Origin of the sequence: Methylobacterium sp. E-065, from assembly GCF_022829605.1 — a bacterium.
Taxonomy (GTDB): domain Bacteria; phylum Pseudomonadota; class Alphaproteobacteria; order Rhizobiales; family Beijerinckiaceae; genus Methylobacterium.
Map to the genome: position 1 here is coordinate 20,021 of NZ_JAKSYD010000106.1, position 21,783 is coordinate 41,803.

Below are 21,783 nucleotides of genomic sequence, written 5' to 3' on the forward strand. Positions count from 1 at the left end.
AAACCACCGATATTCCCTATGGCATCGATGTGCGCGATGCCGGCCGCACCGCGAGAGCCATGAGGGCCGAAACCAATCCCCATGTGATCATGATCCAGGCGCCGAACCGTTCCATGGCGAGGTTGCTCGGAACCTCGCACAACACGTACGACACGTAGAACAGGCTAGCGCCCAGCCCGAACTGTTCGGCCGAGAGCCCGAGATCGTGGTTCATCTGCAAGGCCGCGAAGCCGGCATTCACCCGGTCCACGAGCTCCACGAAATAGGCGAGCATCAGGAATGGCAGGATGCAACAGGTCACGCAGCGCAGCGTTGCGCGCTCGATTTCCGGGATCGCATCCGAAGGTTGCGTCGGGGCCATGCCTGTTCTCCTTGCGTCATGGTCCGGCTTGAGCGAGCCACGCCATGCAGGCCAGCAGTGGACCTCAACAGCGCCGCGGGTCTGCCATTTCGCGGCGCCCGCCGAAGGATTAGAACGCCGAGGCTTCGCCAAGGCATCTCAACCAAGGGCTGCGGTTTGCCCGCGGCGTACGGACATGCGAGAGAAGCGGCATGTTGACCGTCGATAGCCTCTGGCGCGCGCGGCACCGCCTCGCGCAATTCGGGAAGAAACGGACCGGATCGCCGAGAATCCTCGTCATCGGCGTGTGCCAAGCCGGCGCGATCGCGAAGGCGATGCGCTATCTGCTGCCCGATGCGCAGGTCGATTTCGTGTCGGCCTTCACGGCGGCACGGCGTTTTCCGCGGCTCGCCGACCTGATGGCGCATGCTGATGGATACGACCACGTCTTTTCCAGCATCTACCTGCCGCGCTTCAAGGGCGGTGGCACAATCGACACCCTGCGGACCCATCCGAAGGTGCGGCTGATCCCGACGATCGTCTTCGGCGCCTACCACCCGGACCTGGTCCATGTCGGCGTGCAGGATTCCGTCACGCTGAACGGCCTGATCTCCGGCCCGATGGGGCATTCGCATTCGGCGATCACGCTCTACGCGTACCTCGCCGGCTTCTCGCAGGCGCAGGCCTTGCGTCTGTTCGCCGAGCCGGTGTTCGAGCGCCTCGGCTACTTCGATCTCTGGGATGAATCGGTGGCCTACCTGCGGAGTCTGGGCCGGCAGGCGGATTACGACCTCGACACCCATTTGACCCGCTGGGCGCGGCGCGGGTGCTTCATGCACTCGATCAACCACACGAAACTGTTCGTCGTGTCCGATCTTGCCCGGGGCTTGCTGACCAAGGCCGGCATCCCGTTCGAGGAATGCGATCTCGATGCGTTCCTGCCCGACGATCTGGGCGGCCAGGGGAGCTGGCCGGTCTACCCAGAGATCGCGCAGCATTACGGTATTCCCGGCAGCGCCATGTTCTTCAAAGCAGAGACCCGGCGTTCCGGGCCGGCCCGCACGATGAGCCGCGCCGCGTTCGTGGCAGCCGCCTACGCCAATTATGATCGGCGCGAGCGCGATCTCTTGGTGTCCCAGCGTGTCCAAGGCTGGCGCAACGATGCGCCGACCGTCGACTTCCTGCGCGAGGCGGCAGGCCGCGGCGATGCCCCGACCCGGCCGGCGGCGCGGGTACCCTCGGTCAGCGCCGGTGGATCCGGTAGCTTCGCCGGACACGCCTCGTAGGGCATCACGGCACGGGCGATCGCGAAGCTTCGGCCCGGCACTTCCTGCGTCCAGCGGCGTTGTCGCCCGACGCCCGACCCGGCGTGCCCGATATGAGGTGCCCGATGAGCCTTCAGCCCCGGCGACGCACCGGCCGCTCCGCGGCTGTGGCTGCCCTGACGCTTGCCGGGTCGGCTACTGGCCTGTTCGCGTGGAGCCGGCTCAGCGTCGATCATCGGATGCCTCTTCCGCCGGCGCTGCCGGGCCATCGCGAAACGATCGCGACCCGGCGCGCCGGGGATCTCTCGTTCTACGCGTCGACGGACGCCGAGGGCGTGCCACTCCTGCTGATCCACTCGATCAACGCCGCCGCGAACGCGTACGAAGTCCGGCCGCTCTACCTGCATTTCCGGACGACGCGGCCGGTCTACGCCCTCGACCTCCCCGGCTTCGGTTTCTCCGAACGGTCGCGCCGCCGCTACACGCCGCGGCTCATGGTGGAGGCGATCCACGCCATCGTGGCGGAGATCCGACATCGCCACGGGGGCATCCCGGTTGACGCCATGGCGTTGTCCCTGTCCGCCTCCTTCCTGGCGCGGGCGAGCCTGGAACGGTCCGACGCCTATCGCAGCATCGCTCTCATCAGCCCCACGGGCTTCGACGGGCGGCTCTCCGGCGATGGACCGCCGGATGGTCACCGCGGGCGCGACTGGGTGCTCAATCTTCTCGATCGGCCGCCTTTCGGCCGGCCGTTGTTCGATGCGCTGGTGACGCGGCCGAGTATGCGCTTCTTCCTGCAAAAGACCTTCGGCTCTAAGGAGATCGACGAACCCCTTCTCGCTTACGACCACGCCTCGGCGCACCAGCCCGGGGCGGAGCACGCACCGTTCTGCTTCGTGTCGGGCCACCTCTTCCCCACCGACACGACGCGCCTCTACGAGCGGCTGCGCCTGCCGGTCTGGATGGTCCACGGCGAGCGCGGCGACTTCGTCGACTATCGGCACGAGACGCGCATCGCTGGTCGTCCGAACTGGCGGATCGACACTTTGCCGACCGGGGCGTTTCCGCATTTTGAGCGGCCTGGCGCCGTCACGGCCGCCTACGAGGCGTTCCTCGCGAGCATCACGGGCGGTCCGGCAGATCGCGCAGCGTGATCCGGCCAGACGGCACACGACGGTGCGCGTCACGTTTACCGGACCTGTTGGCACACGCGGTCGTATACGGTGCTCCCCGGCGGTGGACCCGCCGCAACACCACCCATAAGGTCGCGATCACCGCTCAAAAAGACGCAAGTTCTGGACACCGATGATCGATCTGACCCTCGAAGCCGCCCGCACCATCGTCGATACGGCGCTTCGGGAGGCGAGGAAACGCAGCCTGAAACCGCTGGCCGTCGTCGTCTATGACGCCCGCGGGGCGCTGAAATGCGTCTCGGTCGAGGATGGTACATCCCTGCGCCGGGCTGAGATCGCCTGCGGCAAGGCCAACGGCGCGCTGGCATTGGGCCTCGGCTCCCGCGCGATCCATGCCCGCGCGGAGGCGCAGCCCTACTTCGTGGCGGCCGTGACCCATCTGGCCGGCCCCGCCGCCCTGGTGCCGGTGCCCGGCGGCGTCCTCATCCGTTCTGGCGAGGGCCGTCTATTGGGCGCGGTCGGCATCTCGGGCGATACCTCAGACAATGACGAGATCTGCGCGGTCGCAGGCATCGAGGCGGCCGGCCTCGTGTCGGAGACCGGCGCCTGATCATGCATCCGCGCCGGCGCGACTGGCTTGCGGGCGCCGCCGCGCTCGCAAGCATGCGCCCGGCCGCGGCAGCGGAACCGATCTACCGCCGCGGCAACGATGCCGATCCCGAAACCCTGGATCCACACCGTTCCTCCACGGTGGCGGAAGCGCATATCCTGCGCGACCTTTGCGATGGGCTCCTCACCTACGACAATCTGGGCGCGATCATTCCGGGGGCCGCGCGGGCTTGGAGCGTCTCAGAGGACGGCCTGACCCTCAGGTTCGACCTCAATCCTGACGGACGCTGGTCGAACGGCGAACCGGTCACCGCAGCGGATTTCGTGTTCTCGCTGCACCGCATCCTCGACCCGGCCACGGGGGCGAAATACGCCGAGATCCTGTTCCCCATCCGAAACGCCGCTTCGGTCAATCGCGGCGAAAAGCCGGTGGACGCCCTCGGCGTCACCATGGAAGGCCCGCATGAGCTTACGATCACCCTCGAACAGCCGACACCCTATATTCTCGAACTCCTCACCCATCAGACCGCCGTGCCGGTGTATCGGGCCTCGGTGGAGCACTACGGCGAGGCTTTTACCCGGCCGGGCAACCTCGTCACCAACGGGGCCTATCGGCTCACGGAGAACGTGCCGGGCGGTGCGGTCCGGCTGGAAGCCAATCCGCATCATCCCGACGCGGCCTCCATCGCGATCCGGCGGGTCGACTTCGTGCCCACCTCCGACCTGGCGGCTGCCGTGCGCCGCTACGCTGCTCGAGAACTCGACTCCCTCGCCGATCTGCCTGCCGATCAGATCGGCGACCTGCGCCGGCGGTTCGGCACCCAGGTGGTGCTCGGACCTTCTCTCGCACTCGCGGCCCTGGCGGTGAACACCCGCAAGGCGCCGTTCTCGGACCGGCGGGTCCGTCAGGCGCTGTCGCTCGTGATCGACCGGGAGTATCTGGCCGATGGGCTGAATGGCGGAACCATGAGCCCGGCCTATTCCCTCTGCCCGCCCGGCTTCGACAATTACCGGACCCCGCCCGAGACTGCGGGGCGCTCAGGGCTCCCGATCGACCATGAGGAACAGGCCCGACGGCTGCTGGGCGAGGCCGGCTTCGGACCGGACCGGCCCCTCACGGTGGAGTACCGGTTCAACGTCAGCGACAACAACCGCACCGTCGCGGTGGCGATCGGTGAGATGTGGCGCGACCTCGGGATCGTAACTCGCTTCGTCTACACCGACGCCAAGACCCATTTCGCCTACCTGCGCGACGGCGGCGACTTCGACGTGGCGCGCATGAGCTGGATCGCCGACTATGCCGATCCGCAGAACTTCCTGTTCCTGCTCCAGACCGGGAACGACGGTTTCAATGCCGGCCACTGGTCGGATCCGGCCTACGATGCGCTCCTGGCGCGGGCCGCCGCCGAGCGCGACCTCGCCCGCCGGGCCAGCCTGCTTTACGAAGCGGAGGTGATCGCACTGCGCGAACTGCCCTGGATCCCGCTGATGCATTACCGCTCGAAGGCGCTGATCGCGCCGCGGTTGCACGGCTATCACCCGAATGTCCGCAACGCGGCGCCGACGCGCTTCCTGAGGCTCGAGGCGTGATCCGCTTCATCGTCCGCCGCATCGCCCAATCGATACCGACACTGCTCGCGGTCATCACCGTCAGCTTCTTCCTGATGCGGCTCGCGCCGGGCGGCCCGTTCGACCTCGAACGGCCCCTGGCACCGGCCGCGATGGAGAATCTGAGGCGGGTCTACGGACTCGACCGGCCGCTGATCGTGCAGTTCGGCAGCTATCTCGCGTCACTTGCGCACGGCGATCTCGGGCCGTCCTTCTCGTTCCGGGACATGCGCGTGCTCGACCTGATCGCCCGGGGCCTACCGGTCTCGGCGACGCTTGGGGGACTGGCACTCCTGCTCGCGGCGGGGCTCGGCGTCGGGCTCGGCGTCGCGGCGGCGCTCCAGCGCGGCGGCGCGATCGACCGCCTCCTCGGCATCGGCGCGGCGCTGACCGTGTCGCTGCCGAGCTTCGTGGTCGCGCCGCTCCTCCAGATCGCCTTCGGGCTCAGCTTACGCTGGCTGCCTCTGAGCGGCTGGGGCGACGGCGCACCGAGCCATCTCGTCCTGCCGGTGGTCACCCTGGCCCTGCCGCAGGTCGGCGCCCTGGCGCGGCTGACCCGGGCTTCGCTCGGGGAGGTATTGCGGACGCAGCCGGTGCGGACCATGCGCAGCCTCGGCCTGCCGCCGATGCGCGTCACGCGGCACGCGCTGCGGGGGGCGCTTCTGCCCGTGGTCGCCTATCTCGGGCCGCTGGCTGCATCTTTGCTCACCGGATCCGTGGTCGTCGAGACGATCTTCGGCCTGCCCGGAATTGGCCGCTACTTCGTCGAGGGCGCGCTGAACCGCGACTACACCCTCGTCATGGGCACGGTGCTGTTGGTTGCCGGGCTGGTGATCGCCCTCAATCTCTTGGCCGACCTCGCCTGCGCTTGGCTCGATCCGCGCCTGCGGGTCGCAACGTGATGGCAGCGCCGCGCCCGGCGCGCGGGATCTTTACCCGCCTTGTTCGGATGCGCAGTGCGTTGGCAGCTCTTGCCGTGCTGATCCTGATCGCGCTGGCGTGCCTCGTCGGCCCCGGCCTGACCGGCCACGATGCCGACCGCGCCTATCCGGACCTGCGCCAATTGCCGGCCGGTCTGGCGGCGCAGCCGGATGCGGCCCATCTCGGCCCGGCGCTGGAGCGCCTTGCCTTCCGGATGCGGGTCCGGCTCGAGGCGGTGGTGCGCGACGGCGACACCCTGCGTCTCACCCTCGGCTCCGATGCGGGTGTAGACCGGCGCAGTCTCGTCTACCTCCCGCGCTCCGGGCTATTCGGCACCCCCGCGATCACGGAGGAGCGCGACGGCGGCCGCAGCCTCGTGGTGACGGTGCCGATCCGGAGCCTGCATTTCCTGCTCGGCACCGACGTGCAGGGCCGCGATCTGCTCACCCGCTGCCTCACGGCCGGACGGGTGTCCCTGGCGATCGGCCTCGCGGCCAGCCTCGTGGCCCTGCTGGTCGGAGTCGCCTACGGCGCAACGGCGGGTTTCCTGGGTGGGGTGATCGACGCCGCGATGATGCGGTTCGTGGACGTGCTGTACGCCCTGCCCTTCGTGTTCTTCGTCATCCTGCTGCTGGTGTTCTTCCGCCCGAGCCTCACGCTGATGCTGGTGGCGATCGCAGCCGTGGAATGGCTCGACATGGCCCGCGTGGTCCGCGCCCAGACGCTGTCGCTGCGCGAGCGCGACTTCGTTCGCGCCGCTCAAGCGCTCGGTGTCGGGGCGCCGGGCATCATCACGCGCCACATCGTGCCCAACACCCTCGGTCCGGTCGCGGTGACCGCGACCCTGCTGGTCCCTCAGGTGATCCTGCTGGAAAGCTTCCTGTCGTTCCTCGGCCTCGGCGTGCAGGAGCCGCAGACGAGTTGGGGAGTCTTGGTCGCTGATGGCGCGCGTTCGATCGAGGCGGCGCCCCACATGCTGGCCGCCCCGGCCCTGTTCCTGATCGCTACCCTGGTAGCGCTCAACCTGTTCGGCGACGGCCTCGCCGACGCCCTGGATCCGCAGGCCGGGTAGGGGTTCAGGTCAGAATCCGGATCGGGGAGCCGGCGAGCCACGCCTCGATGTCGTCCACCGCCTGGGTGAAGTACGTCCGGTAATTGTCCCGCGTGACATAGCCGAGATGCGGCAGCGCCAGGACGTTCGGCAGCCGGCGGAATGGGTCGTCGGCGGGCAGCGGCTCGATCTCGAACACATCGAGGCCGGCGCCGGCGATCCAGCCCTCCTCCAGTGCCCGGCGCAAAACCGCCTGATCGACGATCGGGGCCCGCGACGTGTTCACCAGATAGGCGCTCTTTCGCATCCGGCGCAGCTCGGCTTCACCAAGGAGGCCGCGCGTCCGCTCGCCCAGCACAAGGTGGATCGACACGACATCGCTCGCCTCCAGCAGGGCTTCCTTCGAGGCCGCGCGCTCGACGCCGGCCGCGGCTGCCCGGCCTTCGTCGAGGTTCGGGCTCCAGGCGATCACCCGCATGCCGAAGGCGCGCCCGATCGCGGCGACCCGCGTGCCGATCTTGCCAAGCCCGAGGAGGCCGAGCGTCGCCCCCGCGAGATCGGTCCCCAGGGTGCTCTGCCAGGGGCCACCGGTGCGCAGCGCTTGGTTCTCCTGCGGGATGTGTCGGGCAAGGCCCAGGATCAGCGCCCAGGTCAGTTCCGTGGGCGGCGTCGGGCTCGAATCCGTTCCGCAGACCGTGATGCCCCGCGCCTTGGCTGCTGCGACATCGATGGCGAGGTTGCGCAGACCGCTCGTGACCAGCAGTTCGAGCCGCGGCAGCCGTTCCAGCAAAGCAGCCGGGAACGGCGTGCGCTCCCGCATGATCACCAAGATCTCGGCTTGATCGATCCGCGCGACCAAAGCCTCACGATCCGGGATAGGCTCCGCGATCGCGGAGACGGCGACCCGGTCGGAGAGGCGCGTCCAGTCAGCCAGCGCCAGGGTCACCTGCTGGTAATCGTCGAGGATCAGGCAGGTCCGCATGACGATGGCGTAGGCCGCGTCTGACCGTCGGTCAATCGCGGCGCGCTACACGCTGGCCAGCACCGCGAACGCCTCCGCGACGCCGGCGGCTCCGGGATCCTGCACCCCGGCGAGATCCCCCGCGGCGAGGTAGCTGGAGCGACCGGCCCCGGCTCGATCCATCCAGGCCGTGGCCTCGGCACCCGCGCGAGCCGCTTCGGCCACCGCGCTGAGGTCTCCACCTCTCAAAGCTTCGACCGCGGGGATCAGCGCATCGAGGAGCGTGCGGTCGCCCGGCTTGGCGCCGCCATAGGCCTGCACCCGGGCCACACCTTGCGCCAAAGCACCCGGCCAAGCGGCACCGTCGGCGAATGCAGCAGCGGCCGCGGCGAAGAAGATCGAGCCGAGCACGCCGCTCGAACCGCCAACCGCCCGGCCGATCCGCTCGGCCAGGGCCCGGCACAGGGCGGCGGGATCGGCCTGCGGCAACCCTTCGAGATCGTCCAGCACGGCGCGCGCCGCGCCCGCGAAGGTCGTGCCGGCATCGCCGTCGCCGACCTTCGCGTCCAAGGCGTTGAGCTTCGCCTCGGCGGCGATCAGGGCCTGCGCGACCGCGGAAATCCGCGCGTTCGTGACTGGATCCAGCGACGGTGCGAAGGTTTCGCCGGCCAGCCCCTCCGGTATCAGGCGGAGGATCGGTGGGGCGATCCGCACCGCGCCGGGCCAAGCCGGCAGCGGCACCGGCGCGACCAGGGCGGCTTCGAGCGCATCATCCAGCGGCAGGACCGAGAGTGAAGCCCCGTGCATGTCGAGCGCCGTCATCAGCGGCGCGGGCCCGATCAGCAGGCGGACGCGCTTGCCGAGATCGGTAGCGAGTACCGCCCGGGTTAAGATCTGCATCTCCAGCGCGGAGGCCGAGCCGAGATTGTTCACGAGCAGCGCCAGCCGGTCGCCTGCCACAGTACCAGACAGGCGACCGGCCATCATGCGGGCAAGCGCGCCGGCCGGGGGCAACGCGATGCGTTCCACACCGGGCTCGCCATGGATGCCGAGACCGAGCTCGGCCTGCCCCTCCTCTAGACGCTCGCTGCGCGTCGAGCCGGGGATCGTGCAGGTCGAGACCGCGATGCCGAGCGATTTGGCCGCCGCCGCTGCCCGGCGGGCGAGAGCCGCCACATCCTCCAGCGGAGCGCCCGCCTCGGCGGCGTGCCCCGCGATCTTGTGGACGAACAGGGTTCCGGCGACGCCGCGGGGCTGCTTGGCGTCCGGAAGGGCGATGTCGTCCGACACGATCACGGTCTCGACGCGATGGCCCAGGGCCCGCGCTCGCTCAGCAGCGAGTCCGAAGTTCAGCCGGTCGCCCGCATAGTTCTTGACGACGAGCAGACATCCGGTGGACCCCTTCACGGCAAGGATCCCGGCCAGCACCGCATCGACGCTCGGCGAGGCGAAGACATCACCGCACACGGCGGCGCTCAGCATCCCCGGCCCGACGAAGCCAGCATGGGCCGGCTCGTGACCGGAACCGCCGCCGGACACCACCGCAACCTTGCTGGAATCCAGCTCGGCGCGCAGCACGACGCGGATGCCGGGATCGCCGTCGAGCCGGGCGAGGCGTCCGCCGCTCGCGGCGAGAGACCGTCGAGGGCGTCGTTGACCACGGTAGCGCGGGCGTCAATGAAATGGGCCATGGCGTGACCTTCGGTGGTTCGGTCCGCGATTCTCTGTCGGCGGCAGCGCGTATTGTCTGCGCAATCCGGCCGTTGGGGCAACCGCCACGGGCGTTGCGAACGGAGCGCTCGGGCAGCGCCCGCCTCTGCAACCTGAAGCCTTATCCTGCCGTGACCGCATCGGCGGGCCTTGAAGGAGAGCTCCAGGGATCGTGCGGCGCGCCAGAGGGGTTCCTTCGAGGCCTTCGCGACGCTGCGGCACCTCAGTGTGAGGTTTGTGTTTCGGACGACCGGTAAAATCGAGTCCGATTTGGCCTCACTCCTTCACGGCCCCGGTAAGCGCCGAGACGTAATATTCCACAAAGAACGAGTACAAAATCACCAGCGGCAGCGAGCCGAGCAACGCGCCGGCCATCAGCGAGCCCCACTTATAGACGTCGCCGTCGACGAACTCGCTCACCACCGCAATCGGCACAGTCTTGTTCTGCGTCGAGGACAGGAAGGTCAGCGCGTAGATGAACTCGTTCCAGCAGAGCGTCAGGGAGAAGATCCCGGCCGAGATCAGGCCCGGGAAGGCAAGCGGCAGGATGATCTTGGTGAGGATCTGCCAGCGGCTCGCACCGTCCATCAGGGCGCATTCCTCCAACTCGTAGGGAATGGTCTTGAAATAGCCCATCAGGAGCCACGTCGAGAACGGGATCAGAATCGTCGGATAGGCGAGAATCAGGGCGATCGGTGAGTCGAACAACCCGTAGGCCTGAATGATCGTGGCAAGCGGGATGAATAGGATCGAGGGCGGCACGAGGTAGGCGAGGAAGATCGCTGCCCCGACCCAGCCGGCGCCTCGATAGCGCACGCGCACGCAGGCATAGGCGGCGAGCACGCTCGCGAACAGCGACAGCGCGGTGGCGGCTACCGACACGTACATCGTGTTCCAGAGCCAGCGCGGATATTGCGTCTCGAACAGCAGCTTGTGGATATGCTTGAACGTTGGCTGCACCACCCAGAATGGGTTGTAGTGCTCCATGTCGATCAGCTGCTCGTCCGGTTTGATGGCAGTCAGCGCCATCCAGTAGAACGGGAACAACAGCACCACGAGGATGAGCGCGAGCGGCAGGTACGTGGTCACCAGCCTTCGTGGCAGACGCTCCAGATAGGCCATGCCCTCCGAATTGTCGGTGAGGCCGGCCGGCTGTGCGGCCAGTACCGGATTGAGATGCGGATCGGCATGGGCGGGCGGTGCGGGTGCGCTCAACGGTCGGACTCCCCGGCCTGCCAGGCGCGGCGCTGTAAGCCGAACCACGAGATTCCGATGGCGGCGAGCAGGAACGGCACCATGGCGGTGGCGATGGCGGCCCCCTCCCCCAGCGTCCCCGACAGGATGCCGCGCTGATACGACAGGGTCGCCATCAGGTGCGTGGCGTTGACCGGTCCGCCGCGGGTCATGGCCCAGATCAGCTGGAAGTCCGTGAAGGTGAACAACACCGAGAAGGTCATCACCACGGCGATGATCGGCGTCAGCAGCGGTAGAGTGATCCGCCAGAAGATCTGCCAGTTCGAGGCGCCGTCGAGCGTCGCGGCCTCGTAGAGCGAGGGCGAGACCGTCTGGAGCCCGGCGAGCAATGTAATCGCGATGAACGGCACGCCGCGCCAGATATTGGCGAAGATCACGCAGGCGCGCGCCATGGCGGGCTCGCCCAGGAAGTCGATGTTGCCATCGATCACCCCGAGATGGCGCAGCGACCACGAGATGATCGAGAATTGGCTGTCGAAGATCCACCAGAACGCGATGGCCGAGAGCACGGTCGGGACCACGAACGGAATCAGCACGATCGACCGGACGATCGCCTTGAACGGCATGTTCTTGTTGAGCAGCAGGGCGAGGTAGAGCCCCACAGCGAACTTCACCGCCGACGCGACCGCCGTGTACAGGCAGGTGTTGAACACCGAGAGCCAGAACACGTCGTCGTCCCAGAGCCATTCGTAGTTCTCCAGGCCGATGAATACCCCGTCCCGGCCGATCCGCGTATTGGTGAAAGACAGCCAGATGCCCTTCAGCAGCGGATAGGCCAGGAACAGGCCGAGGATCAGCGCGGTGGGCAGCATGAACCAGAAGCCCGCCCAGCCGCGGCTCGTGCGCAAACGCTGCCAGCTTGAGCGGATCGGAACCGCGACCGGGGCGGGCTGCGTCAGGGCCGTATGCGCCATGCTGTCGCCTCTCGCGCCGGGGATCAGGTGTTGCGGAAGATGCGCTGGGCGGCGCGCTCGGCGTTCTTGATCGCGCCCTTCACGTCCTCGCGGCCGGTGCAGTGGCTGGCGAACATGTCCACCACCACGAAGTCCGCCAGCACCGCTGCGATGCGCTCGCTCACCGGCGCGAGCCCGCCCGCCGCCAGGGAGCGCCGCCCGGCCTCGGCGAAGACCGCGTTCTTCGGATCGGCCGTCCAGATCGGATTCTTGGGATAGTTCGACAGTGGCTGGCACAGGTAGCCCTGTGCTTGCTCCAGCCACGGATTGTAGTTTGATGCCTCCATCATGAAGGCGATGAACGCCTTACAGGCATTAGGCGCCTTCGAATACTTGAACGCCAGGATCGGGAATGCGAGCTGGAACTCGGTCGGCTTGCCGACCGGGCCGATCGGCCAGACCGCGTGGTCCATGTCCTCGGCGAGATTCGGGTTGTCCTTCTTGGCCGCGGCGTAGATCGAGATGCCGTTGTTGGTGAGATACAGGTCGCCGGCCAGGAACGCCTTGTTGTTTGAACTGTCGTTCCACGAGACGGTGCCGGGCACAAAGGTCTCGTAGAGCGATTTGACGTATTCAAGCGCCTTGGCGGTCTCCGGCGAATTGATGACGATCTTCTCGTTGGCGTCGACCAGGTTTCCGCCATGGGACCAGAGCGCCCAGTGGCACCACGTGTTGCCGTCGCCGGTGGCGTGGCCGAGCGCGAAGCCGGCAGGCGTATTGTTCTTCTTCAGACCGCGGCAGAGTTCGAGGAAGCCGGCGGTGTCGGTGGGAAACTTGTCGAACCCCGCCTTCTTCATCGCCGAGATGCGGTAGTTCGGGTATCCGCCGTTGAACGCCACGGGGATCGCGATCCACTTGCCCTTGACCTTGCCGTAGGCCTCCGCGGACGGAAACCACGGGCCATACTTCTTGGCGAGGGAGTCGGCGACATCCTCCAGGGGCAGGCACTTGTCCGGGAAGAGCGCCGGGAACGAGAACAGACCCCAGACCATGTCGGGCCCCTGTCCCGTATTGGCCGCCACCGAAGCCTTGGGCTGGATGTCGTCGTAGGATTCGTTGCTGACCGTGATCTTGACGCCGGTCGCCTGCGTGAAGGCATCGACCATCTTGAGGAAGGCCTCGTCCTCGCTCGGGATGAAGCGCTTCCAGCGCAGGAGCGACAGGCTGGCCCCCGGCTCGGGCTTCCACTCGGAACTCTGCGCCCAGGCCTTGGCGAAGCCGAGTAGGTCGCCGCCGGCGGCGAGGCCGGCTGCGGCAGCGCCGGCAAGGAGGGAGCGGCGATCGAGACCTTGCATAGGTGGCTTCTCCCTGGGTGTGTTGCTTAGGCGGACCGGTTTGCCGTCCCGCCGTCTGAGAGCTCGACAGCCGTTCAGGTCGGCAGACGACGTCCGGTCTCGGCGTCGAACAGGTGCACGCGGTTCGGGCGCAGGAAGACGGTCTCACCCGGCCGTTCGGTCACGCGTTCGCGCAGGACGCAGGTGAGATCCTGGCCGACCGCACGCACGGCCAGCATGGTCTCCGAGCCGGTGGGCTCCACGACCACCACCTCTGCGGCGATCCCGTCCGGGGTGAGATCGAAATGCTCGGGCCGGATCCCGAGGACGAGGGGCTTCCCCTCGACCCCGGCCGGTACATCGGTCAGCGGAATGGTCAGGCCGGTATCGGTGACGAAGGTCAGACTGCCGTTCGCCCGGATCTTGCCGGACAGGAAATTCATCGCCGGCGACCCTATGAAACCGGCGACGAACAAGTTGTCGGGCCGGTCGTAGAGGTCGAGCGGCGGTCCGATCTGCTCCACGACGCCATCGTGCATCACCACGATCCGGTCGGCCATCGTCATGGCCTCGATCTGGTCGTGGGTGACGTAGATCGTCGTCGTCTTAAGGCGCTGATGCAGTTCCTTGATCTCGGTGCGCATGGCGACGCGCAGCTTCGCGTCGAGGTTCGAGAGCGGCTCGTCGAACAGGAACACCTGCGGATCACGCACGATCGCCCGTCCCATGGCGACGCGCTGGCGCTGGCCGCCGGAGAGCTGTCGCGGATAGCGATCGAGGAGGTGTGTGAGGCCGAGGATCTGCGCGGCCCGATTGACCCGCAGGTCGATCTCGGACGTGGCTGCCTTCCGGATCCGCATCGAGAACGCCATGTTCTCGCGCACCGTGAGATGCGGATATAGCGCGTAGTTCTGGAACACCATCGCGATGTCCCGCTCCTTGGGCGGTACATCGTTTACCACCCGCTCGCCGATGCGGATCTCGCCGCCGGAGATGTTCTCCAGCCCGGCAATCATCCGCAGAAGCGTTGATTTTCCGCAGCCCGACGGGCCGACCAGGATGACAAATTCACCATCCCGGATGTCGACCGAGACACCGTGAAGGATGTTCGTCGATCCGAAAGCCTTGCGTACCTCGCGGATTCCCACCGAGGCCATGCTTCCTCCCGTTCTAGGCCGCTCTGTCGGCAGCTCTGTGAATACAGTACACGGGAGCGTGAGCGGGAAAGCAAGGCGTCACCTTCATCATCCTGCAGAATATCCCGGTTCTGTCATTCGTCCTCGAACGGGTGGGTTACGGGGCGGTCGGGGTGAAACGGCGCGCAAGCCACAGCCCGCGTTCAGGATGCTAAGGCTGCGCCGCCCCAGCCCGGAAGCAGGCTGCGGGACCAGCCATCTGGGGAAAGGGGAGCACCATGCCGCTATCGGGTCTGAATGCGCATGCGATCCTACCCGTCGACGGATGCCGCGGTTCGCTCGTGGGTCGGGTCTGGCGACCGGACGCGCAGGGTCCGAGCGTCGTGGCGATCCGCGCCGGTGCGTCTGGCGAGGCGCGGGTGATCGATGTCACGCCTCGCCTGCCGACGGTGAGCGACCTGTGCGAGCAGGCCGATCCCGCCGCCGCCCTTCGGGACGCCCAGGGTGAGGATCTCGGCAGCCTCGATACGATCCTCGCGAACACGCCGCCGGAGTCCCGCGATCCGAACCGGCCGTGGCTTCTTGCTCCGGTCGATCTCCAGGCCCTGAAGGCCGCGGGCGTCACCTTCGCGACCTCCATGCTGGAGCGGGTCATCGAGGAGCGCGCCCGGGGCGACCTCGCGGCCGCGGCGGCGATCCGTGCCGAGGTCGAGCGCCTCGTGGGCCAGGACCTGCGGCGGCTCAAGCCCGGTTCGGCCGAGGCGATGGCGCTCAAGGCCGTGCTGGTCGCGCAGGGCGCCTGGAGCCAGTATCTCGAAGTCGGCATCGGCCCGGATGCCGAGATCTTCACCAAGGCGCAGCCGCTCTCGGCAGTGGGCTGCGGCGCGGATGCGGGTCTCCACCCGGACTCGCACTGGAACAACCCGGAGCCCGAGGTGGCGCTCGCGGTCGCGTCGGATCAGCGGATCGTCGGCGCGACGCTCGCCAACGACGTCAATCTGCGCGATTTCGAGGGCCGTTCGGCGCTGCTCCTCGGCAAGGCCAAGGACAACAACGCCTCCTGCGCCATCGGGCCGTTCCTGCGCCTGTTCGACGAGACCTTCGATCTCGACACGATCCGGCGCACCACCGTGACATTGGAGGTGACCGGCGCGGAGGGGTTTCGCATGGAGGGCACCTCGCCGCTGGCCGAGATCAGCCGCGACCCCGACGAGTTGGTCGCAGCCCTGATGGGGCACACGCACAACTACCCGGACGGCGCCTTGCTGCTGCTCGGCACGATGTTCGCGCCGATCCAGGACCGGCACGGGCCCGGCCTCGGCTTCACCCATGTCGAGGGCGACCGGGTCGTTGTGGCGAGCCCGGAACTCGGTAGCCTCGTCAACCGCATGCGCCGGTGCGACGCCTGCGAGCCCTGGACCTTCGGGGCTCGCGCTCTGATGCGCAACCTCGCGGCGCGCGGCTTTCTATGACACAGCCTCCGGCTCCAGCACCGACATTGCCCGCCGAGATCTTGCCGATGACGAACGCCGCCCTCCTCGACCGCCTCGCCGCGATCGTCGGACCGTCCGGCCTCGTCACCGGTGATGAGCTGCGCCAGCGCTCGGCCAACTGGACGCGACCGACCGAACCCTGCGCGGCCTTCGCGCTGGTCCGACCGCGCAGCACTGCCGAGACCAGCACCGTGATGGCGGCCTGCCACGAAGCAGGCGTCGCGATGGTGCCCCGCGGCGGCGCAACCGGGCTCGTGGACGGGACGCTGTGCGCGCCCGACGAGATTACGCTCTCAACCGAGCGGATGACGCAGATCGAGCCAGTGGATCCACTCGGCATGACCGTCGTGGTCGGCACCGGCGCTACCCTCGAAAGCGTGCAGAACGCATCGACCGAGAGCGGCCTGTTCTTCCCGCTCGATCTCGGCGCCCGGGGCTCGGCCACGGTCGGCGGCGCGATCTCCACAAATGCCGGCGGCCTGCGAGTGCTGCGCTACGGCATGATGCGCGAGATGGTCCTCGGGCTCGAAGCGGTGCTGGCCGACGGCACGGTGGTGTCGTCGATGCGCCCGCTGATCAAGAACAACACCGGGCTCGACCTGAAGCAGCTCTTCATCGGCACCGAGGGCACGCTCGGCATCGTCACGCGGGCGGTGCTGCGGCTGCGCCCGGAGCCGGCCGGTTACGCGACCGCGCTGATCGCCTGTCCCGGCGTCGATGACGGCGCCAGGGTCCTGCGCTCGGCGCAGAGCGCGTTCCAGGGTCGCGTCTCGTCCTTCGAAGGCCTGTGGCCGGATTTCTACCGGGTGATGACAGCTCCCGGCCGAGCCACCCCGCCGCTGGGTCACGACTACCCGTTCTACGCGATCATCGAGGTCGAGTGCGTCCCGGAGGAATCCGACCGGTTCCTTGGCCTGCTGGAGCGCCTGATGGGCGAGGGCACGATCCTCGATGCCGCAATCGCCTCCTCTGAAGAGCAGAGGCGCGGGATGTGGCGGATCCGCGACCGGGTGGAGCACCTGAACGCCGACGGGATCGACCGCGCCTTCGACGTCAGCGTGCCATTGGCGAAGATGGACGGCTACGTGCGCGGTGCGCTCGAACGGCTCGCCGCGATCCCGGCATGCCGGGCGGTGGTCTACGGCCATATCGGCGACAACAACCTGCACTGGAACACGAGTCGTCTCGACACCGCCGGCAACGCGGCGATCGACGCGGCGATCTACGAGCCGCTGGCCGGGCTGAATGGCTCGGTTTCGGCGGAACACGGGATCGGGCTTGAAAAGCGGGGCAAGCTGATGCTGTCACGCTCGCCTGAAGAGATCGCCGCCATGCGCCTCGTGAAGCGAGCGCTCGATCCGGACAACCGGCTGAACCCTGGCAAGATCTTCTGAGACCCGCGCGATGACGGTTCGGCTGGCGGTGCGGCTGACACCTCGCGGCGGGCGGGACGCCACCGAGGGCTGGGGCCGGGACGAGAAGGGCCAGCCCTACCTGAAGGCCCGCGTCGCCGCCCCACCGGTGGAAGGCGCCGCCAACGCGGCGCTGGAGAAGTTGATCGCCAAGGCTCTCAAGGTGAGCCTGGGCTCGGTGCGGATCGCGGCTGGCGACCAGAGTCGGTTGAAGATTTTGGAGATCGACGGGATCCCACAGGCGGATCTGGAACGGGTGTTCGGTCACGTCGATTGAACGGACCGCTCCAAGACAGCGGCGGTGTCGCCGTAAGCCCGCCGTCTATCCGAGGCGGCACTCGCCAAACCAGAGTTTCCTGCCCTCATCTGCACTTTCAAGGCGTTAGCCGCGTTCCAGCGCCGATCACGCGGCGAGCCAGTTTTCGACGCGAAGACCCGGGACGCGACGGAACTCGTCAAGATTCGCACTGACCAAAGTCAAGCCGAGTGCCCGGCATTGAGCGGCGATCATGAGGTCGTTCGGGCCGATCGGCGTCCCTGCACGTTCGAGAAGGGCTCGGATTTCGCCATAGTGGCGATCGGCCGGCGTGCCGAAAGGCAGGATGGTGATCGCCGCGAGTACGACTTCGGCGCGTTCCGCCAACCGCTCGGAGTTCTTCCGTGCTACCCCATACCGAATCTCGGCCGCAACGACGATGCTCGTTGCGATCTCGGCGTCACGCTCTGCAAGAGCGGACGCGACGCGCCCTTCCCGGCCGTACCTGATCAAATCGGACAGGATGTTGGTGTCGAGCAGAAAACCCGCGTCGTCGCTCAAAGAACGACATCCTCGATATTGAGTTCCGGGATCTCATCCAGCGCATCCTCGGGATCGAGGGGTTCCAACGTGCGCACGAGTTCGCAAAATCGCAGTCTAGGACGGATCAAAAGGCTGCCGTCCGCCTGTCGCGCAATCGTCACCTCATCGCCGGGCAATTCGAATTCTTTCGGAATCCGAATGGCCTGGCTCCGGTTGTTCCGGAAGACCCTCGCGACGCGCTCCATGGCCACCCCCGTCGGCATATGCCAAACCATATGCTTGCGCCGTGATCGTGACAAGCCAGTGGGCCGCGCCACCCTTAGAACGCGACCTTGTCGCCCCCCTTCAGCGCCAGCATCTCGCGCGCCTCATCGGGCGAGGCCACCGCCAGCCCCAGCCCCTCGATGATCGACCGAACGCGCCGGACCTGCGCGGCATTGGTCTCGGCGAGCTTGCCCGGCCCGTCCCAGAGGCTGTCCTCCAGACCGACACGGACGTTCCCGCCCATCGCGGCCGCCATGGCGGCGATGTTCATCTGGTTGCGGCCCGCCCCGAGCACCGACCACTGGTATTGATCGCCGAACAGCCGGTCGGCGGTTCGCTTCATGTGCATCACGTCGTCCGGATGCGCGCCGATGCCGCCCTGAAGCCCGAACACCGTCTGGATGAACAGCGGCGCCTGCACGAGGCCGCGATCGAAAAAGTATTTCAGATTGTAGAGGTGAGCGGTGTCATAGCACTCGAACTCGAACTTCGTGCCGTTCGGTCCGCAGGTCGTCAGAATGTGCTCGATCTGGCCGAAGGTATTCCGGAAGATGATATCCTTGTTGCCGAGGTAATCCCGCTCCCACTGGTGTTTGAGGTCCTTGAACCGGTCGAGCATGCCGAACAGCCCGAAATTCATCGAACCGAGGTTCAGGGAGGCGACCTCGGGCTTGTAGGTCGCGGCCGGGCGGACCCGCTCCTCGATCGACATGGTCGGCGCGCCGCCGGTGGTGATGTTCACCACGCAGGAGGAGCGCTGCTTGATCACGGGCAGGAACTTGGCAAACGCCTCGGGAGACTGGTCCGGCTGGCCGGTCTCCGGGTTGCGGGCGTGCAAGTGGACGATGGCGGCGCCCGCCTCGGCGGCTCCAATGGCAGCGTCCGCGATCTCTTCGGGCGTCACAGGCAGGTGCGGCGACATGCTGGGTGTGTGGATCGCGCCAGTCACCGCGCAGGTGATGATAACTTTCCGCTGTGCGGCCATGCTCAATCCTCCTGTGAAGCTTTGTGCGCCCGGAGCGCCGCCAGCCGCGCGTCGCGGCGACGCATGCGGGCTGGCAGATCGGGTTCGTGCGGCCATTGCGCCAGGATCGCGTCGGTCGCCGGCGCCGCGTAGACCGAGGGTGGCGCCGGATCGGCGGCGAGGCGTTGATAGAAGCCCGTGTAGCGCGCGCAGTAATCGGCGATGCCGCCCGGTGCGTTGAGCGCGATCGTCTCGAACGGCCCCATGAAGCTCCAGCGCAAGCCAAGCCCGTCCGCGACGGTCCGGTCGAGATCCTGCGGGCTCACATAGCCCTCCGCGGCGAGGCGGAACGCCTCTGCCAGCAGCGCGCCTTGCAGCCGGTTCAGGATGAAGCCCTCGATCTCCTTGAGAACGGTAATCGGCACCTGTCCGATCTGCTCGTAGACAGCCCTGGCCCGGGCCAACGCCTCCGGGGCCGTCCACGGTGCGCCGCTGATCTCCACCAGCGGAATCAGGTGGGGCGGGTTGACCGGATGGCCGATCAGGCAACGCGCCCGGCCCGGGAGGTCCTCGGTGAACAGGGAGCAGCGGATCGCCGAGGAGGACGAGGCCAGGATGGCGTTTGCGGGCGCATGCGCGTCGAGTTCGGTAAAGAGGGACTGCTTGGCGATCAGCGTCTCCGGACCATTCTCCTGCACGAAGCTGACGCCGTCGAGGCACGAAGCGAGGGTCGCGAAGGCCCGGATCCGGTGTCCGGCCACCTCCGGCTCGGCGCAAAGCCCATTGCCGGCCAGGACATGCAGCCCATCGGCACAGACCGGGATCGCTGCCTCGGCGACGCCAGGGGCGGTGTCGAACAATCGTACATCCCAGCCGGCACGGGCGAAGATCATGGCCCAGGCCCGGCCGATCAGGCCGACCCCCACGATCGCGACGCCGCCGGTCATGACAGCCCTCCCGGGATACGCTCGGACGCAGCATGCGTCGACGCTGTGATCACAGATCACTAGCGGGGCCGATCCGGTTCCGTCTAGTCTGGGCCATGGAATCCGTGGCGGCCCTGGCCGACCTTCCGCAACTGGACCGACGAACCCTGACCGACACCGCCTACGCAGCGTTGTCGGACCTCTTGGCCTCGGGGCGGCTGGCCCCGGGCGACCGGCTCTCCCTGCGCCGAAGCGCGGCTGCCTTCGGTGTCTCGGTGATGCCGGTACGAGAAGCCGTGAGCCGCCTCGTCGCAGAGGGTGTGCTGGAGGTTGCCCCGTCGCGGATCATCCGCGTGCCGATCCTAAGCGCGGACGCGTTCCGGGCCCTCGCCGAGACGCGCATCGCCGTCGAGGGCATTGCGGCCGCGCGGGCCGCGGAGTGTCGGACAGAGTCTGAACTCGACGCAATCCGCATTGCCGAGGCGGCGTTTCGGGCAGAAGCGGAGTGCCGTGAGCCCGATCGGGTCAAGGCCGTTCAGCTCAACCGCGACCTGCACTTCGCGATCTACGGCGCCTGCCGGTTGGCTCCTCTCAAAGAGATCATCGGACGCCTGTGGCTGAAGGCTGGCCCAGTCATCAACTTGGATCTGCGCGCCTGCCCCGAGCGGCTGCATCAGGGTTTCGCGCTCCGGCGGCACGCCGAAGCCCTCTCGGCGATCGAGGCGCGTGACGGCTCGGCTGCCTCCGCTTCCGTCGCAGCCGACATCCGCGACGCGGCCGATTTCATCCTGTCCCGGGGCACTCTGCGGGCGGAACGCGGGGAGGACTGATCATGGAACTCGGATTGGCAGGCCTGCGCGTCCTCGTCACGGCGGGCGCCGCAGGAATCGGGCGGGCAATCGTGGATGCCTTCCAGGAGGAAGGCGCCCGGGTCTTCGCCTGCGACATCGATCCGGAGGCCCTGGACGCCCTGCCGGCCAATGTCGGGCGCAGCCGCACCGACGTCGCCGACCGGGCCGCCGTGGCGGCGCTGATGGACGCCGCGATCGATCATCTCGGCGGGCTCGACGTGCTCGTGAACAATGCCGGCATCGCCGGACCGACGGGCCGGGTCGACGAGATCGCCCCCGAGGCCTGGGATCAGTGCCTGACCGTCTGCCTGACCAGCCAGTTCAACTGTGCGCGCCTCGCCGTGCCGTATCTGCGCCAGAGCGCCAACGCCTCGATCGTCAACCTGTCCTCGGCGGCCGGCAAGTTCGGCTTCGCCCTGCGCAGCCCCTACGCGGCGGCGAAATGGGGCGTCATCGGCTTTACCAAATCGCTTGCCATCGAGCTCGGCGGCGATGGCATCCGGGTCAACGCGATCCTGCCCGGGCTGGTCGCCGGGGACCGCCAGCGCCGGGTGCTGGAAGCCAAGGCCCAGCAACAGGGTACGAGCTTCGCCGAGATGGAGGCGCGCGCCTTCTCGTTCGTGTCGGTCAAGGAGTACGTCACTGGCCGCCAACTCGCCGATCAGATCCTGCTGCTCTGCTCGGAGCGCGGACGAACGATATCCGGCCAAGCCATCTCGATCGATGGGGACACGCGGATGCTGTCCTGAAATCAGATCTCGATAGTGTAAAGCCTCCGGACGAGCACGCCGCCGGAGACCGTACCGCGCCGGAAGCGCGCAGGTTGCCCGGGGCGACTTCCGAATGGCTGAATTTTGAA

At 67.6% G+C, this 21,783-nt stretch carries 20 protein-coding genes and 2 pseudogenes; 11 read left to right on the forward strand and 11 right to left on the reverse strand.

Annotated elements, in window-relative coordinates:
* Positions 1-34: 34 nt before the first annotated feature.
* Positions 35-361, reverse strand: a pseudogene (locus MKK84_RS12020) (MFS transporter); the annotation flags it as partial.
* Between the two features lie 191 nt (positions 362-552).
* Between MKK84_RS12020 and MKK84_RS12025 the strand changes: the two are divergent.
* From MKK84_RS12025 to MKK84_RS12050, 6 genes are all read left to right on the forward strand, one after another.
* Positions 553-1,626 (forward strand): WcbI family polysaccharide biosynthesis putative acetyltransferase, encoded by a 1,074-nt coding sequence (locus tag MKK84_RS12025; protein ID WP_243920022.1) that lies wholly within the window; start codon positions 553-555, stop codon positions 1,624-1,626.
* 104 nt (positions 1,627-1,730) lie between these two features.
* Entirely contained in the window at positions 1,731-2,759 is a 1,029-nt protein-coding gene (locus tag MKK84_RS12030) for an alpha/beta fold hydrolase (protein ID WP_243920023.1), read from the forward strand.
* Positions 2,760-2,910: 151 nt separating this feature from the next.
* A complete protein-coding gene (locus tag MKK84_RS12035; protein ID WP_243920024.1) occupies positions 2,911-3,348 on the forward strand; it encodes a GlcG/HbpS family heme-binding protein in 438 nt (145 codons plus the stop codon).
* A 2-nt stretch (positions 3,349-3,350) separates the two neighbouring features.
* Positions 3,351-4,937: a peptide ABC transporter substrate-binding protein gene (locus MKK84_RS12040; RefSeq protein WP_243920025.1), complete on the forward strand. Its 1,587-nt coding sequence runs from the start codon at positions 3,351-3,353 to the stop codon at positions 4,935-4,937.
* Positions 4,934-5,857 (forward strand): ABC transporter permease, encoded by a 924-nt coding sequence (locus MKK84_RS12045; protein WP_243920026.1) that lies wholly within the window; start codon positions 4,934-4,936, stop codon positions 5,855-5,857. The genes MKK84_RS12040 and MKK84_RS12045 overlap by 4 nt, the downstream gene beginning before the upstream one ends.
* On the forward strand, positions 5,857-6,948 hold the full coding sequence (locus MKK84_RS12050; protein WP_243920027.1) for an ABC transporter permease: 1,092 nt from the start codon (positions 5,857-5,859) through the stop codon (positions 6,946-6,948). Before MKK84_RS12045 ends, MKK84_RS12050 begins: the two co-directional genes overlap by 1 nt.
* A gap of 4 nt (positions 6,949-6,952) precedes the next feature.
* Here MKK84_RS12050 and MKK84_RS12055 read toward each other — a convergent pair whose 3' ends face one another.
* The 6 genes and pseudogenes from MKK84_RS12055 to MKK84_RS12080 all read right to left on the reverse strand — a co-directional run bounded on the left by MKK84_RS12055 (position 6,953) and on the right by MKK84_RS12080 (position 14,236).
* Positions 6,953-7,909, reverse strand: coding sequence for a D-2-hydroxyacid dehydrogenase family protein (locus MKK84_RS12055; RefSeq protein ID WP_243920029.1), 957 nt, complete (start codon positions 7,907-7,909; stop codon positions 6,953-6,955).
* Positions 7,910-7,954: 45 nt separating this feature from the next.
* Positions 7,955-9,579 (reverse strand): annotated as a pseudogene (locus tag MKK84_RS12060) (dihydroxyacetone kinase subunit DhaK).
* 295 nt (positions 9,580-9,874) lie between these two features.
* Complete coding sequence (locus MKK84_RS12065; RefSeq protein WP_243920162.1) at positions 9,875-10,720, reverse strand: carbohydrate ABC transporter permease; 846 nt, start codon at positions 10,718-10,720, stop codon at positions 9,875-9,877.
* Between the two features lie 89 nt (positions 10,721-10,809).
* On the reverse strand, positions 10,810-11,766 hold the full coding sequence (locus MKK84_RS12070; protein WP_243920030.1) for a carbohydrate ABC transporter permease: 957 nt from the start codon (positions 11,764-11,766) through the stop codon (positions 10,810-10,812).
* A gap of 23 nt (positions 11,767-11,789) precedes the next feature.
* Positions 11,790-13,100, reverse strand: coding sequence for an ABC transporter substrate-binding protein (locus tag MKK84_RS12075; RefSeq protein WP_243920031.1), 1,311 nt, complete (start codon positions 13,098-13,100; stop codon positions 11,790-11,792).
* 74 nt (positions 13,101-13,174) lie between these two features.
* Positions 13,175-14,236, reverse strand: a complete 1,062-nt coding sequence (locus tag MKK84_RS12080; protein ID WP_243920032.1) for an ABC transporter ATP-binding protein — start codon at positions 14,234-14,236, stop codon at positions 13,175-13,177.
* Positions 14,237-14,493: 257 nt separating this feature from the next.
* On the opposite strand from MKK84_RS12080, the gene MKK84_RS12085 reads away from it, so the two are divergent.
* The 3 genes from MKK84_RS12085 to MKK84_RS12095 are packed head-to-tail and all read left to right on the forward strand — an operon-like array spanning position 14,494 to position 17,397.
* Positions 14,494-15,687 carry a fumarylacetoacetate hydrolase family protein gene (locus tag MKK84_RS12085; RefSeq protein WP_243920033.1) on the forward strand — a complete coding sequence of 398 codons (1,194 nt, stop codon included), beginning with the start codon at positions 14,494-14,496 and terminating at the stop codon, positions 15,685-15,687.
* A 47-nt stretch (positions 15,688-15,734) separates the two neighbouring features.
* Positions 15,735-17,102 carry an FAD-binding oxidoreductase gene (locus MKK84_RS12090; RefSeq protein ID WP_243920034.1) on the forward strand — a complete coding sequence of 456 codons (1,368 nt, stop codon included), beginning with the start codon at positions 15,735-15,737 and terminating at the stop codon, positions 17,100-17,102.
* A gap of 10 nt (positions 17,103-17,112) precedes the next feature.
* Positions 17,113-17,397 carry a DUF167 family protein gene (locus MKK84_RS12095; RefSeq protein WP_243920035.1) on the forward strand — a complete coding sequence of 95 codons (285 nt, stop codon included), beginning with the start codon at positions 17,113-17,115 and terminating at the stop codon, positions 17,395-17,397.
* 126 nt (positions 17,398-17,523) lie between these two features.
* Here MKK84_RS12095 and MKK84_RS12100 read toward each other — a convergent pair whose 3' ends face one another.
* The 4 genes from MKK84_RS12100 to MKK84_RS12115 form a co-directional block, all read right to left on the reverse strand.
* Positions 17,524-17,937 (reverse strand): type II toxin-antitoxin system VapC family toxin, encoded by a 414-nt coding sequence (locus MKK84_RS12100; RefSeq protein ID WP_243920036.1) that lies wholly within the window; start codon positions 17,935-17,937, stop codon positions 17,524-17,526.
* The gene (locus MKK84_RS12105) at positions 17,934-18,164 is read right to left on the reverse strand and encodes an antitoxin (protein WP_243920038.1); all 231 of its coding nucleotides are present in this window, start codon (positions 18,162-18,164) and stop codon (positions 17,934-17,936) included. Before MKK84_RS12105 ends, MKK84_RS12100 begins: the two co-directional genes overlap by 4 nt.
* 74 nt (positions 18,165-18,238) lie before the next feature.
* Positions 18,239-19,168, reverse strand: a complete 930-nt coding sequence (locus tag MKK84_RS12110; RefSeq protein ID WP_243920040.1) for a 3-keto-5-aminohexanoate cleavage protein — start codon at positions 19,166-19,168, stop codon at positions 18,239-18,241.
* A 2-nt stretch (positions 19,169-19,170) separates the two neighbouring features.
* Positions 19,171-20,094, reverse strand: coding sequence for a 3-hydroxyacyl-CoA dehydrogenase (locus tag MKK84_RS12115; RefSeq protein WP_243920042.1), 924 nt, complete (start codon positions 20,092-20,094; stop codon positions 19,171-19,173).
* A 95-nt stretch (positions 20,095-20,189) separates the two neighbouring features.
* Between MKK84_RS12115 and MKK84_RS12120 the strand changes: the two genes are divergently transcribed.
* Complete coding sequence (locus MKK84_RS12120) at positions 20,190-20,903, forward strand: GntR family transcriptional regulator (protein ID WP_243920044.1); 714 nt, start codon at positions 20,190-20,192, stop codon at positions 20,901-20,903.
* Between the two features lie 2 nt (positions 20,904-20,905).
* Positions 20,906-21,673, forward strand: coding sequence for an SDR family oxidoreductase (locus MKK84_RS12125; RefSeq protein ID WP_243920046.1), 768 nt, complete (start codon positions 20,906-20,908; stop codon positions 21,671-21,673).
* Positions 21,674-21,783: the final 110 nt, after the last annotated feature.